Genomic DNA, 15,729 nt, shown 5'->3' with positions numbered 1-15,729 from the left:
GCGCTGTTGATCACGGATTGATCAACAGCCGTTTCCCGATGGCTGCTGGCGGTGTGTAGACTCGCTCGACAGGCAGATGACGCTTTGCTTCATCTGCCTTTCCGCTACGCAGCAGTGTGTGAATCTTTGCGACACGGGGAGTGAAGTCCTCGATTTTTTGAATCCAGTTATCGACGAACTCCCGAATGACGAAGCGGCTGACGCCGACCTGGATGCTGTAGTGATCGAGGGAAGCTCCGCGAAGGTTGCGCTCCGGATCCCACTGCACGTGAACTTCAGCATTTTGGAATTGCTCATCCCAGTCAGCCTTGGACTTGAAGACGGAGGGCTCGTACACGGTGAGCACCGCTTTGCTTAGAGCGGTTTCCCATCCAGCTCGTGAGATGGTCACGGCAAGGGTCCGCTCCTGCCCGCTTTTGGTTCCCCAGTTGCTCCGGTGCATGAGCCAGAGGAAGGAGGGCTTTATCCAGGTCATTCGTCCCATCGAAAATGGGGGCACGAATGCCTGTGCTTTCACTGCCGGGTCGGCAATGGCTGAGGAATAGGCCTGGTACACGACGATCGTATCGCGGTCATAGGTGGCACGGATCTCGTAGGGTGCGGGCATGTTGACTGTATGCTCTCTGAGAATTGGTGTCTGAACTCTGTCTGCTGCAGGGCGATCGTCTTTCGACAACGCTCACTCCGGCTTTCCCACGAGCACGCGTCCTTTCTGAGAGCCGGCAGGGATCTACAACGCCAGCTCCAGAGATAGCTTGTGGCACAGCATGTTTGCCAGGGCGCGGGATTCGACGTCCTGGGTGCCTCCGGTCCCTTCCATCCATGAGGCGGGAAGAATGGAGGTTATAAACGCGTCAAACAACCCATTCACCACCGGGGTGGAGGTGCTTCCGTGGAAGACCGCGAGTGGAAGCACCTTGCCCGTGGAGCGAAAGCGCAGACCCACGCGGAACTCGTCGGAATCGTACTCCACGCTTTCCCTGGTCACGGACTGCAAGCACTCGTAGCTGTAGTCCACGGCATCGAATTCATTGAGGCTGTGGACTCGGGTGTTGGAATCCAGAAGCCTGCGCGTCCTTACCTCAAGTGTTCTTCGAGTCAGGTCGAGAGTGCAGACTTGACCCCAGTTGCCCAAGGTCGCGTACTCCAGGAACCCGCGTGATTTTGTAATGATGGAATCGGAATAGTACTCGATGACAGATGTCATGGATGAAACTCTGACCCGCCAATATCCGTCAGAAATCCAAACCGGTCCACGCGATCTGGAAAAAATCGGATCTATCGTCTGATAACCCGCTCATCAGGTGGAGGTTCCGGTGTCTTGAAGATGCCTCGGAAATACCGCGGCACCCCGGTGCCGGGTGATGCCAGCGGACCGTTGTGTTGAGAGCCGTCTCAATTCCCGACACGCGGGCTTCTCACGATCTGCCGGTTCTTGTCGAGGTCCGTGCCAGTAAAGGATGTCAGCGCGTCATCGAAGATGAGCGTTGCCGTGAGGTCTCGGAACTTCTGGCTGGTGACGGTCACGGTGACCTCGCGCGGACCCGTGCCCTGCCAGATGGCCGTGATGCCCTGCTGTGCCCAATCATCCAACTCGAACCTGCCGTCACTGCGCAAATGCAGGACGCGGTCTTGTTTGCCATGCCAGAGCCACCGGGTTCCGCCGAGATTCAGTGCGAGGATAGCTCCGGCATCCACCCGCGGGCTCACGGCAATGATGCGATTCTTGTCGAGATCCGTTCCCGTGAAGGCACTGAAATCCTCGGTGAAGATCAAGGTGGCAGTCAGGTTCTTGAACTTCTGGCTGGTGACGGTCACAGTGACCTCCCGCTGCCCGGTGACCCGCCAGGTGGCGGTAATGCCTTGCTGGGCCCAGTCGTCGAGCTGAAACGTTCCGTCCTTGCGAAGTTCCAGCACCCGGTCCGGTTTGCCATGCCAGTGCCACTGGGTGCCGCCGAGGAGCTTGGTCAGCTCGGCCTGCGCCAGGCCGCCCTGACCATTCTTACCGAGGCGCGGGCTGGGAGTGATGACACGTTTCTTGTCCAGATCGTGACCGGTGAAGGAATTCAGGCCGTCATCAAAAACCAGGGTGGCGGTGAGGTCTCTGAACTTCTGGCTCACGACAGTCACCGTCACTTCCTTGGGTCCTGTGACCTTCCACTCGGCAGAGATGCCCTGCTGAGCCCAGTCATCGAGGTCGAATTTCCCACCCTTGCGGAGTTCCAGGACGCGGTCCTCCTTGCCGTGCCACAACCATTTGGTGCCTTCGAGAGCCTTGGTGAGCTCTCTGGCGTCGCTCGCATTGCCTGCGGCGGTGGCTTCTCCAACCCAGATGCCCGCGCTAACTAGCAAACACACCACGAGTCGTGTCATGGCCGACACTCGTATGCTGAGATGAGGTGCATTCATGATCTCGTATATTTCGCTATCGAAGAAAAAACGCAAGCTTTCCGAGCCTGGTCACCCTGCACAAATTACTGGGTAAATTGGCCCCAACTCGGTGAGTCACCGTTGAAAAATCGCCCTATCCCAGCACGTTTACTGCTTCCGTGGTGTTGATTGAAAACCCTGCCGCGGACGACCTCAAAAATGGCCTTCTCCTTGACCCTCCGGTTGATGCTGATGGGCGGCGTCTCCGCCGCCTGCACGGCATCATTGTATTCAGCCTCAACGAAGCCCGAGGCCGAGCCGGTCTTCACGGCAGAGCAGATCACGTTCTTTGAGAAGAATGTCCGGCCCGTGCTGGCGGAGAATTGCTACTCCTGCCACGAGGGGCACAAGGCCAAGAGCGGCCTCATGCTGAACAGCCGCGCCGGCGTCATGCGCGGCACGGATTACAAGAAGGTCATCATTCCCGGCGACCCGGAGAACAGTGTGCTCATCAAGGCGATCCGTCACGCGGCGGGCGCGGAGCCCATGCCTTCCAAGAAGCCGCAGCTCGCGGCGAATCAGATCGATGCGCTGGTACAGTGGGTGAAAATGGGTGCGCCTTGGCCGAAGGAGGCTGCAGGCGATCATCATGCGGCGTGGGAAGACCACTGGGCTTTCCAGAAGGTGGCCAAGCCGCCCGTGCCTGCCATCGCCAGTCCCAAGCTGAAAGCGGCTAATCCCGTCGATGCCTTTGTCGCCGCGAAGTTGGAGAAAGCCGGTCTTGAGTTTGCCCCGCCTGCGGATCGCGCCGTCCTCGGTCGTCGCCTTTATGTGACACTCACCGGTCTGCCGCCTTCGTTTGAAGAACTGCAGGCGTTTGTGAATGATCCGTCACCCAATGCGCCGGCGAAGCTCATCGATGATCTGCTGAACTCCCCTCACTACGGCGAGCGCTGGGGCCGCTACTGGCTGGACGTGGCGCGCTATTCGGACACGGAAGGCTATCAGGTCGGTGGGAAGGATTATCGTTTCCCCTACGCTTTCACCTACCGTGACTGGGTGGTGGACTCATTGAACGCGGACATGCCGTATGATGAGTTCCTGAAGCACCAGATTGCTGCGGATCGCATCGCAGGGGCGGACACAGGCTCCAAGAATCTCGCGGCGCTTGGCTTCCTGACGGTGGGAGACACCTTCATCTCCAACAAGGACCTGCAGACGGATGACCGGATCGATGTGCTCACCCGCGGTACGCTGGGTCTTACGGTCACCTGCGCGCGCTGCCACGATCACAAGTTTGACCCGATTCCCACGAAGGACTACTACGCGCTCTACGGTGTCTTCAACAGCAGCGAGATCCCCGAGGATCTGCCGGTGATCGGCAAGGCCTCCAGTGAGGTGGAGTATGCCGCTTATCGTGGTGAGGTCTCGAAGGTGGAGGAAAAGATGAATGTCTTCCGCAAGGAAGTGTTCGAGGACATGCGCAAGGCGGATCGCATGCGTGAGTACCTCGCCTTTGCCCAGCAGTCGGTGAAGGAAGACCTCAACGGCGATGCCTTCCGCGGAAAGGCAGGCCAGCTCAAGCTGCGCGACCGTGTGGCTTCGCGCTGGCGTGAGTTTGTGAAGCGCCATACCGCCACTTCCAAGCCGCATGCCGTCATGGTGGCGTGGAAGGAATTCTCCTCACTGCCGAAGGAAGGTTTTGAGCAGGCGTCCGCAGGCCTGAAAGACAAGCTCACCAAGGAAGGCAGCCCCACGAACGCCGTCATCCGCAATGAACTCGCCAAGCGCCCCGCGCCCAAGTCGATGGACGATGTGCTGGGCCTGTACGCTGACGTGTTTGTGACCTGCATTTCCGGAAAGGAACCTGACAACGCGGACTGGCAGGCGGTGCGCAGCGTGTTGCTGGAGCCCCAGTCTCCCATGGCCGTGCCGGTGGACCAGGTGGATCAGTTCTTTACCCGGAAGGACACGGAGACCATGACCCGCTTCCGCAATGAGATTAAGAAGATCGAGCTGAGCTCCCCGGGCGCACCTCCACGCGCCATGGTGATGAATGACAAGGAGAAGCCGGGCGATATGCGCATCTTCATCCGCGGCAATCAGGGGCGCCCCGGTGAAGTGGCACCGCGTGGTTTCCTGACGTTCCTGGGCGGACAGAAGTTCACCAATGGCAGCGGACGTGAAGAGCTCGCCAACGCCATTGCCAGTCGCGACAATCCTCTGACACCTCGTGTGATCGTGAATCGCGTGTGGCTGCAGCACTTTGGTTCACCGCTCGTGAGCCAGACCAGCGACTTCGGCGTGCAGACTCCCGCTCCGGTGCAGCTTGACTTGCTGAACTGGCTTTCCGCGAACTTCATGGAGCAGGGCTGGAGCCTGAAGAGCCTGCATCGCATGATTCTGAACTCACGTACCTGGCAGCAGAGTGCGGTGTCGACTCAGGACAAGGATTTGAAGGATGCGGACAACACGCTGCTCAGTCGCCAGAGCCGCCAGCGTCTCGACTACGAGGCCATGCGCGACGCCATGATCGGCGTAACGGGTACGCTCGATGCTTCGAAGATGGGTGGCCGCCCCGTGGCACTCAATGCAGGTGATGTGAATTCACGCCGCAGCCTCTATCTCATCGTCGACCGCTTCAACCAGGCGACGGTGCCGGCGATGTTCGACTTCGCCAATCCGGACACGCACAGCCCGCAGCGCTACAACACCACGGTGCCGCAGCAGGCGCTGTTCCTCATGAACTCACCCTTCATGCGGGATCAGTCTGGCAAACTTGCCACGAAACTGCCACAAGAGGGCAGCGCCATCGATTCGCAGACCATCACCGCCCTGTACCGCAAGGTGCTCCTTCGTGAACCCAAGCCGGAGGAGGTGGAACTGGCCCAGCGGTTCGTCAACGATGCGACCGATCTGCAGGACAAGCCGCCCTTCCTCTGGAAGTACGGCGCCGGCAAGCAGCAGCGCGATGCCAGCGGGAAAATCACCGGCTATGAGTTCATTCCCTTCGCCACCTACAACGGCGCCAGCAAGAGCCGCAAGTGGTGGAGCATGAGCAAGGACATGCCGGACAAGCAGTGGAGCTACACGCAGTGGTCGGAGGGCGGCGGTCACCCCGGCAGCCAGCATGCGGCTGTCCTGCGCTGGACCTCTCCCTTCGATGGCACCATCCGCATCTCCGGCAGGCTGGATCGCGACAGTCCGAACGGCAATGGCATTCGCGGCCTCGTCATTTCCAACAAGCAGGGCGTATTGATCAATGACATGGTCGCTCCCAAATCGGAAAAGAACATGGAGATCGCCAGCCTGAACGTGACCCGCGGTGAAGTCATCGACTTCGTGGTGGACTCAGAGAACGGTGACACCAACAGCGATGCTTTCGACTGGCGTCCCGCGATTTACGGAATCGATGAGATCAACGGGAAGACCACCTTGCTGACCAAGTCCGACGACGACTTCAACGATGCCAGCCACTGGCCCATCAAGCGCCCGCGCCCGCAGAATCCCCTTTCCCAGCTCGTCCAGGTTCTTTTGATGAGCAACGAGTTCCAGTTCGTAGACTAAGATAGATAGAATCCCCCATGTCCCATCACGCCCCCAATCTTGAACATCATTTCCTGACCCGCCGCGGATTGCTTTCGCGCATCGGCATGGGCTTCGGCTCCATGGCGCTTGGGAAACTGATGCATGAAACTGGAGCGCAGGCTGCTCCGGCTACGGTGCAGGACCCGTTTGGCGCAAGGGTCCCGCAGTTCACTCCCAAGGCGAAGCGGGTGGTGCATCTCTTCATGAACGGTGGCCCCTCCCATGTGGACACCTTCGACCCGAAGCCGATGCTCACGAAGTTGGACGGCAAGATGCTGCCGAATACGCTCAAGACGGAGCGTCCCACGGGAGCAGGCTTCAAATCGCCCTTCACTTTCCAAAAATACGGGAAGAGCGGTCTTGAGGTCAGTGAGCTCTTTGCGAATACCGCGCAGCACGCGGACGACATGTGCGTCATCCGCTCCATGCACGCGGACGTGCCGAACCACGAGCCTTCGCTTGGCCTGCTGAACTGCGGTGAGAGCCGTCTCAATCGCCCCAGCATGGGTTCGTGGATCACGTACGGTCTCGGTTCGGAAAACCAGAACCTGCCGGGCTACATCGTGATGTGCCCGAATGGCATGCCGATCCGCCGTTCCAAGAACTGGCAGGCGGCCTTCCTCCCCAGCGTGTATCAAGGCACTTATGTGGACTCGGAGAACCTCGAGGTGGACAAGCTCGTGGAGTTTGTGCGCAACACGTCGCTCGACCTCAAACAACAGCGCCGTCAGCTTGATCTGCTTCTTGAGCTGAACCAGCGCCACATGATCGAGCGTCAGCGCGATGGCCAGCTTGATGCACGCATCCAGAGCTATGAGCTCGGCTACCGCATGCAGATGGAGGCCAGTGATGCCTTTGACATCATGAAGGAGCCGGAGTCCGTGCGCCAGATGTACGGCATCCAGGGCAAGGGGAAGGAAGCGTTTGCACGTCAGTGCCTCATCGCGCGCCGCCTCCTGGAACGTGGTGTGCGCTTCCTGCAGCTCTGGACGGGTGAAGGCCAGCCGTGGGACAACCACGATGAAATCCTCGACCACAAGCGTCTCGCGGACCAGACGGACCGTCCCATCGCCGCGCTGATGACCGACTTGAAGCAGCGTGGTCTCTTCGATGAAACGCTGCTCATCTGGGGCGGTGAATTCGGCCGCACCCCTTCTGTCGAGCTTCCCACGCCGGGATCCAATGCCGGCAAGCAGCGCGGCCGTGACCACAACCACTGGGGCTTTACCACGTGGATGGCCGGCGGTGGCGTGAAGGGTGGCACCGTCTACGGCGCCACCGATGAGTTCGGCTTCCAGGCGGTGGAGAATCCAATGCACGTGCGTGACCTCCACGCCACCATTCTGCATCTGCTGGGCTTTGATCACCACAAGTTCACCTACCGCTATGCCGGCCTCGACTACCGCCTCACCGGCGTGGAGGACGGGCCAAAGGTGATCCACGATCTGATTGCGTAAGCACGCGACCTGCTTCCCAAGGAGCGGCGGCTTTTAGCCACCGCTTTTTTGTGCCGCCGGTTCATGACGACTGCCGTTTGAGTTGGGCCTCAAGTTCCGCGATGCGGGCCTTGAGCGGAGCTACTGCTTCCGTGACTTCTTCGACGGTGAATCGTGGTGTGATGAACTTGGGACAGTTCCAGTCATAGGACAGCACGTTGATGACGAAGATGCGCTCCACCTTTGCGGCGTGACCACCGGGCGGCTTCGTCTTTTCCACAAGGTCAGGGTGTTCGCGCGCATCCAGCACTTTGGCATGACCGAGAATCTTCAGCCGCTCGCGCGCTGGGTAGTCCATAAGGAAGAGATTCACCCGGTCATTCACCGCCAGGCTGCCCACGCTGATCATCTGCCGGTTGCCACCGTGGTCCGCGAACATGAGTTCGTTGGGACCGGTAACCCGCAGGAATCCCCTGGCGCCACCGCGATGCTGGAGATACGGCCAGCCGTTCTCGGTGATGGTGGCCATGTAAAACGAGTCCCGGCTCTGGATGAAATCTATCTCACCTCCGGTGAAGGCATCGCTTTTCGGCTCGGTATCGAACGTCGGATAGGTGCGTCCGTAGTAGTGGCGCTCCGCCTCCAGGACGGAGGGCGTGAGCACAGTATGCATGAAACGGTCAGCCATAGTGTTAACGAGCTGTTGTTGAACGAGTGTACGATGCACGCGATGGAGCGTGGCGGGTAATGCCGGTTCGTCGTTGCCGATATGCCGAAAATGCATAACCTGGACAGCATGATCGACCGCATTCGTGCGCTGCTCATGGTGATTGAAGAAGGCAGCGTAAACCGTGCCGCCCTGAGGTTGCGCATCACCCAGCCTGCGCTGAGCCGCCAGATGAAGGCGCTGGAGGATGAAATCGGCGGCAGGCTGCTGGAGCGCGAGGCCAGCGGGGTGTCACCCACCGCACTGGGCCACGCCTTGGTAAAAGCGATGCGTCCCGTCGTGAAGTCGTATGATGTCGCGCTGGCGAATCTCCGTCGGGAAGCACGGGGAGAGCGGGCTGAGCTGCGCGTGGGTTACCTCGTTTCCGCGGCGCAATCGGTGCTCACGCCTGCTCTGGCGCGGCTGCGCAAGTCACATCCCGCAGTGAAGCTGAAACTGCATGACATGTCTCCACGGGAGCAGATCGATGGCTTGCGCGCGGGCGAGCTGGATATCGCACTCATCGGGCAGGAGGGTGCGGTGGCGGCGGAGGACTTTCACCATGCCAAGCTTCGGTCCTTCGGCGTTTGCGTTGCAGTAGGTGCTGGAGACCCGCTCGCACAACGGACGAGTATTTCCCTCAAAGAACTGAAGGAACGTGACTTCATCGGTGTGGACGAGGAGCAGATGCCGGGGCGGAATCGTTGGATGGCAGGGCTGTGCAAGGCCGCCGGCTTCAAAGCACGCTTCGTGGTGATTGTGGATGGCATCACCAACGTCCTTTCCCAGGTGGTCTCTGAGTCCGCGGTGACCCTCCTGCCGGACTACTTCCTGAAATCCCAGCATCCAGGTGTGACCTTCGTGCCCATTACGGATGAACGGGCACGGTGGGATTTCATCGTGCTCTGGCAGCGAGGTCGTGCTCCCAGCTCAACACGGGCACTCGTGGAGGCACTTAAGGAAGTCACGGCAGGCTGAGCTATGATCTCATCGCCCGGTTGAAAGAGGGGCTTTGTGCAAGGAGAGAAGGACTCGGCAAAGGAGCGTGGACACTCTTGTCCGCCGTTCTATTGCGTAGCGACTTACTTTGTGTGCAAGTTGCTGGTGACTCTTCTGGAGCAGCTGGTGGCATGTGGCCTTGCCCGCCAAATGAAAGAGTGTGGTGTGTCAGGGATGGCGGACAAGAGTGTCCGCGCTCCTTTGCAATTCCTCGCGCTTCGCCTTGAGAGTGCATTTCTGTCAGCCAAGCACCCGCTTCACCGCCGCCGCCATGGCGAGACCGATGCTGGTGTGCTGATCCGCCTCGAAGTGCAGACCATCCCAGTCACTCGCTTTGGCATGGGGCTGGATGTTCAGGAACGCACAGCCGTGTTGCTGGGCGATCGCCTCGTACAGGGCGGGAAACCGCTGTGTCTTCTCAAGCGCTCCCACAAACTTCTCCTCAATGTCCGGCACCCGTGAGAAGTCGCCGACCAGTGCCGGGCTCACGAGCAGGATGCGTGGTGCTCCAGCCTTGGGGCCGCACTCGCTCTGCTTGATCAGCTTTACGAGTTCTCCTGCTCCATTGGCGATTTCGCCCGGGGGCAGGTTGAACATCACCTTGAGATCATTGGTGCCGAGCATCAGCACCACGAGATCGATGGGCTTGTGCGAACCCAGGCAGGCAGGGAGGTAGGTGCGTCCGTTGCGGTGTTGCACGATGGGATCGTCCAGCACGGTAGTGCGGCCATTAAAACCTTCCTCGATGACCCGATACCCTTCGCCGAGTTCACGGGCCAGCACACCAGTCCACCTCACATCATGCGGGTGGCGGATGGCGTAGGGAGAGCCGGCGGAGGCCACGGGGTCATAGCCCCAAGTATTCGAGTCACCGTAGCAGAGAATCGTCTTCATCAATCAATTGCGTCAGCACTACGCAAGGCGTGGCGCGAAGCAATATGAATCTTCACCGCGCACGTGCGCGGTTAGGTGTCGCGAGGCCGATGAAGGATGGTCGTTTCTTGATGGACCGCGGCTGCGATCAGTTCTTCAGCAGCACGAGCGGGCTCGCATACTTCTCCGTGCGGATGGCGAAGGATTCACCGGCTTTGCAGTCGCGGGTTAGGAATACCCAGGAGTGACTCTCATTCAGCGCCCGGGCAGCTTCGACCTCGACGGGTTTCCACCCCTGCGATTCAAGCTGTTCCTGTGAAACGACTTCATTCTTCCAGGGGCCATCGTTTCCACCATCTGCCCAGCGATTGGTACAGGCAATGGTGACCGCGCCATCGGAAACCACCTTGAAGCGCAGGAAGGCGATGTAGCGGTCCTTGGGCCTTGAGAAACGGTATCCCGCAAAACGTTCGGGAATCACTTCCCACGTGTATCTGTCTGTGTCTCCATACACCTGGCCACCCTTCTTGAAGAACTCCATGTTCACATTCTCGATGTCGACTTTTGCCTGGCGGGTGTCCCCTGGCTTTGCAACTTCGATGGGCTTCTTTTGCGCCACTTCCTTGATGCGCTCCTGCACGCTCGATGCTCCGTCCAGATCTCCCTTCTTGGTGAGGTCCTTCTGGTAGTTGGTCAGCACCGTCGCGTACATGGCGTAGTACGGCTGGCTCTTCTTTGCCTTCTCTGCTTCCAGCCTGGCGAGCCCTCCCTCGTATTTTTCCTTCAGATTGGCCAGCACGGGAGGCGGGGGTTCCGTGGAGGCAGGTTTCGCCTCGGGATCATTCTTGAGGCGTTTGATCTCTTCACGCAAGGCAAGGGCGTCGCCCAGATTTGCGGCTTTGGTGGATGAGCCCAGCGCCTGCTCCAGCGCCGCAAGGTAGCTTGTACGCAGCTTCGCGGCGGCTGCTTCATGGGCCGTCAGCACCTCGCGATCAAGGGTCTCGGTGAACTGCGCCTGGAGTTCATCCAGTCGCTGGGCTGGTGTTGGATCATTTGCCAGGGTAACGAAGGCAGGCGCCAGAGTCAGGGCCGCGACCGTGGCGAGAGTCTGGCATTTCATCCTGAAAGTCGCAGCTTTCCAGTCGGTGGTGTGGTGGGTAGCACGCATGGCAGTCTCGTTCTTGTTCGACGTCAGTAGTTCAGACGCGAGCCCGGGGGAGTGCTCACTCAGCGATGGAAAATTGCATCACGCAGACCCTGCTTCGTCAAGATTGCTTTTTTACAAGCATTTGCAGGATCTGCGCATGGCAGCACAGGCTTATTTCTTTTGTTCCTTCAGGCATTCCGGGTCAGCAGGCACCGCGCTTCCGGTTTCCTCCACCGGATGCAGGAAGAGATAGCGCCACACATCCTCGTGGATGAACTTGCCCTCGGCATCCTTCACGGCCGCGCCCCCTGGCACCACGCTGCTGTGGGCCTTCTTGGCGTCGTTCTTTACATCTGCATCCGTGATCAAGCGGCGGGTGCTGCCGTAGGGAGCCTTCACCTTGTCCACGTTCACGATGGGACCAAACTGATGCAGGCCCAGCAGCTCCCACGAGCGGCAGTAGTGGTCGCCTGTCCAGCCACCGTCGAGCACATGGCTGAAGCCGAAGAAACGATTCTTCGGGGTGGCGGAGGGCAGCGCCTGCCAGTTCTCCAACTGGTCACGCGGACCACAGAACATCACCACACGGTCCACCTTCTGATGCAGCGCAAAGCGTGCGGAGGTAGTCGAGCCATGGGAGCTGCCGGAGATGATGACCTTGTCCCATCGCAGCCCCTTGCCGTCCTCCGTGAGGAATTGTTCCCATTTCCCCTGGGGATTCTTCTGGGAGAGCCACTTCACAAACTGATACGAGCGCTCCATCATGCCGTCGGCTTTGGGAATGGTCACGGCGGGGGTGAAGTCCTCACCCGTGGCGGCTTCGAGGCGGATCTTGCCAGTGTATTTGTCGTCATCGCCGGCCAGCTTCGAGAGCTTGCCGAACCATCCGTTGGCATAGTGCACCTGGATGCCATGCAGGCCGTAGCCGGACACGCGCTCAAACAACGGAGCGCTGTAGCCCATGAGCCAGATGACCAGCTTGCCCTGCGGAGCTACGCGCGTGTCCACCACCGCCTTCTCCGTGTCACTGGGCTTGCCGTTCTTGGTAAAGACAAAATCGATTTCCGGGTGCTCCTTCGCGTTCGGGTCAATCTCGCTGGCACGCGCGGTCAGCTCGTAGCGCTGGGGATTGGGGTCGTTGTAGGGCGTGGCTGCGAAGGCCGAAGGCAGCATCGCCGCGCAGGCGAAGAGCGAAAAGAGTCGGGCGGGAACGAGGGAATGCATGAGGTTGGGTGAATAGAGACAGGCGTGAGGGGGGCTGCCTTTCAAGGAATTCACCTCCACAAGCTGGCCAGCAGTCGTACACTGCACTGGAATGAACTCCTCTCCGCTCCGATTTCTCCTGAGCTTCCCGGTCATCGCCGCGCTCATCCTTGGAAGTGTAATCGCCTGGACCTGGATTGATGGGCATGTGGCACGCTCGGCAGCGCTCATCTTGCTGCCAGCGCTGTGGGTGGTGCTCACCGCCGTGTGGTGGGTGCTGCGGGGAAAAGGCAGGAGGCTGAAGCGACTGGGTGTTGTGGTTCTGGTGGGAGTGGTGATGGCCGCTGTGCTTGCATTCACCGTGAGGCGTGAAGGTTCTGCCGATGGCACGGCGTTTCCAAAATTCACCTGGCGCTGGACCAAGCCGGATGTGGTAGAGCTTCCAGCCATTGCTGAAACACCGGCACCCAAAGCAGATGTGGGAGCGCCGCCTGCCGGGGTGGCAGACTTCACCCGGTTCATGGGCGTGAATGGCGATGGCGTCATCCCCGATGCAGGCATCCAGACGGACTGGAAGACGCATGCTCCACGTGAGTTGTGGCGGATTTCCATCGGCCTGGGCTGGCCGGGCTTCGCGGTGGCGGGGCGGCGTGCCGTCACGCAGGAACAGCGCGGTGAGGAGGAGTATGTGACCTGTTATGACATCACCAACGGCTCGCTGCTGTGGTCACACAAGGACCACGCAAGATTCACCGAAGGCATGGGCGGCGATGGACCACGCGCTACCCCCACGCTCGACCTGGAGAAAAAGCTGGTCTATTCCTACGGCGCGACCAGCATCCTCAATTGCCTGGAACTCGACACTGGAAAGCTGGTGTGGAGCCGGAACATCCTCAGTGAGTCCGGCACGGAGAATCTGGTGTGGGCGAAGAGCATCGCGCCACTGCTCGTGGGTGAACTCGTGGTGGTCAGCGGTGGCACTGGCGCGCCGACGCTGCTCGCGATGAAGAAGGATACGGGCGAGATCGTGTGGAAGGCCGGCGTGGATGGCGCGAGCTACAGTTCACCAGTAGTGCGCACGCTTGCCGGCAAGGAACAGATCGTCAGCGTGAATGCCAGCTCGGTGACCGGCCATGACATTGCCACAGGTGATGTGCTCTGGACGTTTGACTGGCCGCCCAATGCCTATGCGAAAGTCGGGCAGCCACTTCTTGTAGGCACAGACCGCCTGCTGGTCACCGCCAGCTACGGCATGAAGAGTCATCTGCTGCAGATCACGAAGGATGGCAGTGGCAAGTTCTCCTGCGCGCCCGTCTGGACCAGCACCACACCGCGCACGAAGTTCAGCAGCGCGGCGGTGATTGGTAACCATGCCTATGCCCTGGATGAAGGGACGCTCGCGTGTGTGAACCTCGCCGATGGTGAGCGCGTGTGGCGTGACGGGCGCTACGGCTTCGGCCAGCATCTTGTGGTGGGCGATCATCTTCTCATTCAAACGGAGCCGGGCGATGTCGTGCTGGTGAAAGCCAATCCGGAGAAGCTGGAAGAAATGGGCAGGATCAAGGCCCTAAGCTCCAAGACCTGGAATCCACCCACGCTTGCAGGTCGCTACCTGCTGGTGCGCAATGACCGTGAAGCCGTGTGTTTTGAGATTCCCGCAAAAGCCCCGTAGGGACCCTGAAGGCGGGATGCAAGTGTGATGGACTATCGTGACCCGGTGCAACAAACCCGGCTGCGCGGTTGTATTCACAGCACCATGCTCCGCTCCTGCCTCGCTGCCGTTTACCTGGCCACCACGCTTTACGCACAAACTTCCGCAGAGCCCGCTTGGACGCGTGCAGCGGATGAACGGGGGCCGATGACTGCCGATGAGGCGCGCGCTTTCATGAAGCGGCTCGCCCAGCATGCGGTGGAGCATCACATGAAGAAGGCGGACTCGCCGCAGCGTGGGATGATGTACGAGTACGTGTGGTGGAAGAAGCAGGGCCAGCCCGGTGGGTTCATCCAGGGAGAAGCGTTGGATACCATGCATGACGGCTCATGGTTCGCCTGTGCCATGGCGAATGCGCACCGCGCGACCGGCGATGCGTACTACAAGGAGGTGCTCGTGAAGTGGCAACTGCCCTTCTACCTCAAGATGCTGAATGAGAGTGACACGCTCTTCGACAACAAGCAGGTGGATGTGCGGGATGAAGCCAAGGACACCTGGAAGAACGCCAAGGAATGGCTGCTTCAGGGAAGTGAGAAGGGCTTTGTCCCCTACTGGTGGGACGACGGTGAATCCGTGAGCCTGGAGATGTTGGGCAAGAAATCCGAGCGGCCCTTCTTTCCCTGCACGAACGCTTTTGCCGGCCAGCCGAATCCTGAGTTCCGCCTGAAGGGGTGGTCCCATGGAAGCTCGAATCACCTGGCGCAGGATCTCGCGATTCTCTTGATCCAATCATGGCTGCTGCTGCATGAGTCACCGGACAAGGCGGATCAGGATCTCGCTGCCGCCTGCGCATTGGCGGCGAAAAATCTCCAGGAATGCCGTGCCCGGCATGGCAGTCCCAACATTCCCGTGGTGCTGGCTGCGTGTGGTTTACTCAACGGAGACGAGTCCATGCTGAAACGCCTCGAGTCCTGGGATGAAACACAGCCGGTGCATTTCAAGAATGCCTTCACGAAGGCGGTCTCCGAATTCAAACCGGGGCAGAAGCTCGCCATTCCTGCCTTTGCGGACGATGCCATGTACACCTACTATACCGGTGTCTCGAAGCATCGTGGAATAACATGGCCGCTCGCCACCAAACTTGCGTTCGATGCCTTCAGCATTCCGCTGTTGTGGCAAGCATACTCAGACGATGGGCCCGTGCCCCCAGGCGTGAACCGCTTCGACCTCACCTCGATTAATTTCATCGATGGGAGGCCGGAACATGTGAGGTCCCAGCGCAAGGGGCCTCGTGGTGGACCAATTCCCATAGGTTCCCGATTTGGCCCGCAGAACATGGCTGTATGTGGTTGGGCATTGCAGGCCGCTTTCATCGATCCGAACATGACGGCGACGGTCGCAAAGATGGTGGAGGAAACGTCCGGCAAGCCCATTCCCAATGCTGATGTGAAGAAGTGGCTGGAGCGAGAACTAGGCGGTGGACTGCGCACGTGGGAGGCAGTCTTCAATGAGTACGGTTACATCCCCACTGGCATCGGCTGCCAGAGCGCCATGCCGGGCGTTGTCTGGGATGAATTCTCAGACAACGGTGGTTATGCGCATCTCATCAGTGCCGCGGCGCAGTGGATCCAATATAAGGAGGGGAAGGCCGACTGGAGCGCGTGGGAGTAATTGTTGGGTTACACCACGAAGGATGAGAGATGCGTCTCTGTGCATGAGACGAGTGGGTCACGTGCGTGAGGTTAAGCACTATTCA

The 15,729-nt window shown here is 59.7% G+C and carries 12 protein-coding genes; 5 read left to right on the top strand and 7 right to left on the bottom strand.

From position 1 onward, the window contains the following. Positions 1-10: 10 nt before the first annotated feature. From G5S37_RS26900 to G5S37_RS26890, 3 genes are all read right to left on the bottom strand, one after another. Positions 11-607, bottom strand: coding sequence for a DUF4291 domain-containing protein (locus tag G5S37_RS26900; protein WP_165208452.1), 597 nt, complete (start codon positions 605-607; stop codon positions 11-13). Between the two features lie 123 nt (positions 608-730). Beyond that, positions 731-1,207 carry a hypothetical protein gene (locus tag G5S37_RS26895; RefSeq protein ID WP_165208450.1) on the bottom strand — a complete coding sequence of 159 codons (477 nt, stop codon included), beginning with the start codon at positions 1,205-1,207 and terminating at the stop codon, positions 731-733. Positions 1,208-1,395: 188 nt separating this feature from the next. Next, positions 1,396-2,409 carry a hypothetical protein gene (locus tag G5S37_RS26890; RefSeq protein ID WP_206026163.1) on the bottom strand — a complete coding sequence of 338 codons (1,014 nt, stop codon included), beginning with the start codon at positions 2,407-2,409 and terminating at the stop codon, positions 1,396-1,398. 180 nt (positions 2,410-2,589) lie between these two features. Here G5S37_RS26890 and G5S37_RS26885 point away from each other — a divergent pair, with 180 nt between their 5' ends. Both G5S37_RS26885 and G5S37_RS26880 read left to right on the top strand, forming a co-directional pair. Further along, positions 2,590-5,937 carry a PSD1 and planctomycete cytochrome C domain-containing protein gene (locus G5S37_RS26885; protein ID WP_165208446.1) on the top strand — a complete coding sequence of 1,116 codons (3,348 nt, stop codon included), beginning with the start codon at positions 2,590-2,592 and terminating at the stop codon, positions 5,935-5,937. Between the two features lie 17 nt (positions 5,938-5,954). Beyond that, positions 5,955-7,415, top strand: a complete 1,461-nt coding sequence (locus G5S37_RS26880; protein ID WP_165208444.1) for a DUF1501 domain-containing protein — start codon at positions 5,955-5,957, stop codon at positions 7,413-7,415. Positions 7,416-7,476: 61 nt separating this feature from the next. Here the strand turns inward: G5S37_RS26880 and G5S37_RS26875 are convergent, their stop codons facing one another. Then, positions 7,477-8,067 (bottom strand): pyridoxamine 5'-phosphate oxidase family protein, encoded by a 591-nt coding sequence (locus G5S37_RS26875; protein ID WP_240914723.1) that lies wholly within the window; start codon positions 8,065-8,067, stop codon positions 7,477-7,479. Between the two features lie 123 nt (positions 8,068-8,190). Here G5S37_RS26875 and G5S37_RS26870 point away from each other — a divergent pair, with 123 nt between their 5' ends. Beyond that, the gene (locus G5S37_RS26870) at positions 8,191-9,078 is read left to right on the top strand and encodes a LysR family transcriptional regulator (protein WP_165208440.1); all 888 of its coding nucleotides are present in this window, start codon (positions 8,191-8,193) and stop codon (positions 9,076-9,078) included. A 261-nt stretch (positions 9,079-9,339) separates the two neighbouring features. On the opposite strand, the gene G5S37_RS26865 is transcribed toward G5S37_RS26870, so the two are convergent. The 3 genes from G5S37_RS26865 to G5S37_RS26855 form a co-directional block, all read right to left on the bottom strand. Continuing rightward, positions 9,340-9,993, bottom strand: a complete 654-nt coding sequence (locus tag G5S37_RS26865; protein ID WP_165208438.1) for an SGNH/GDSL hydrolase family protein — start codon at positions 9,991-9,993, stop codon at positions 9,340-9,342. Positions 9,994-10,120: 127 nt separating this feature from the next. Further along, a complete protein-coding gene (locus tag G5S37_RS26860; protein WP_165208436.1) occupies positions 10,121-11,140 on the bottom strand; it encodes a hypothetical protein in 1,020 nt (339 codons plus the stop codon). A gap of 150 nt (positions 11,141-11,290) precedes the next feature. After that, a complete protein-coding gene (locus G5S37_RS26855; protein ID WP_165211912.1) occupies positions 11,291-12,292 on the bottom strand; it encodes a hypothetical protein in 1,002 nt (333 codons plus the stop codon). A 142-nt stretch (positions 12,293-12,434) separates the two neighbouring features. Between G5S37_RS26855 and G5S37_RS26850 the strand changes: the two genes are divergently transcribed. Both G5S37_RS26850 and G5S37_RS26845 read left to right on the top strand, forming a co-directional pair. After that, entirely contained in the window at positions 12,435-13,994 is a 1,560-nt protein-coding gene (locus G5S37_RS26850; RefSeq protein WP_165208434.1) for a PQQ-binding-like beta-propeller repeat protein, read from the top strand. An 84-nt stretch (positions 13,995-14,078) separates the two neighbouring features. Further along, positions 14,079-15,644: a hypothetical protein gene (locus G5S37_RS26845; protein WP_165208433.1), complete on the top strand. Its 1,566-nt coding sequence runs from the start codon at positions 14,079-14,081 to the stop codon at positions 15,642-15,644. Positions 15,645-15,729 lie beyond the last annotated feature (85 nt).

The sequence above is a fragment of the Roseimicrobium sp. ORNL1 genome (assembly GCF_011044495.1).
In the GTDB taxonomy this organism is placed as follows: Bacteria; Verrucomicrobiota; Verrucomicrobiia; order Verrucomicrobiales; family Verrucomicrobiaceae; genus Roseimicrobium.
Note: the sequence above shows the minus strand (reverse complement) of the source record. Positions and strands in the feature narration are given on the sequence as shown.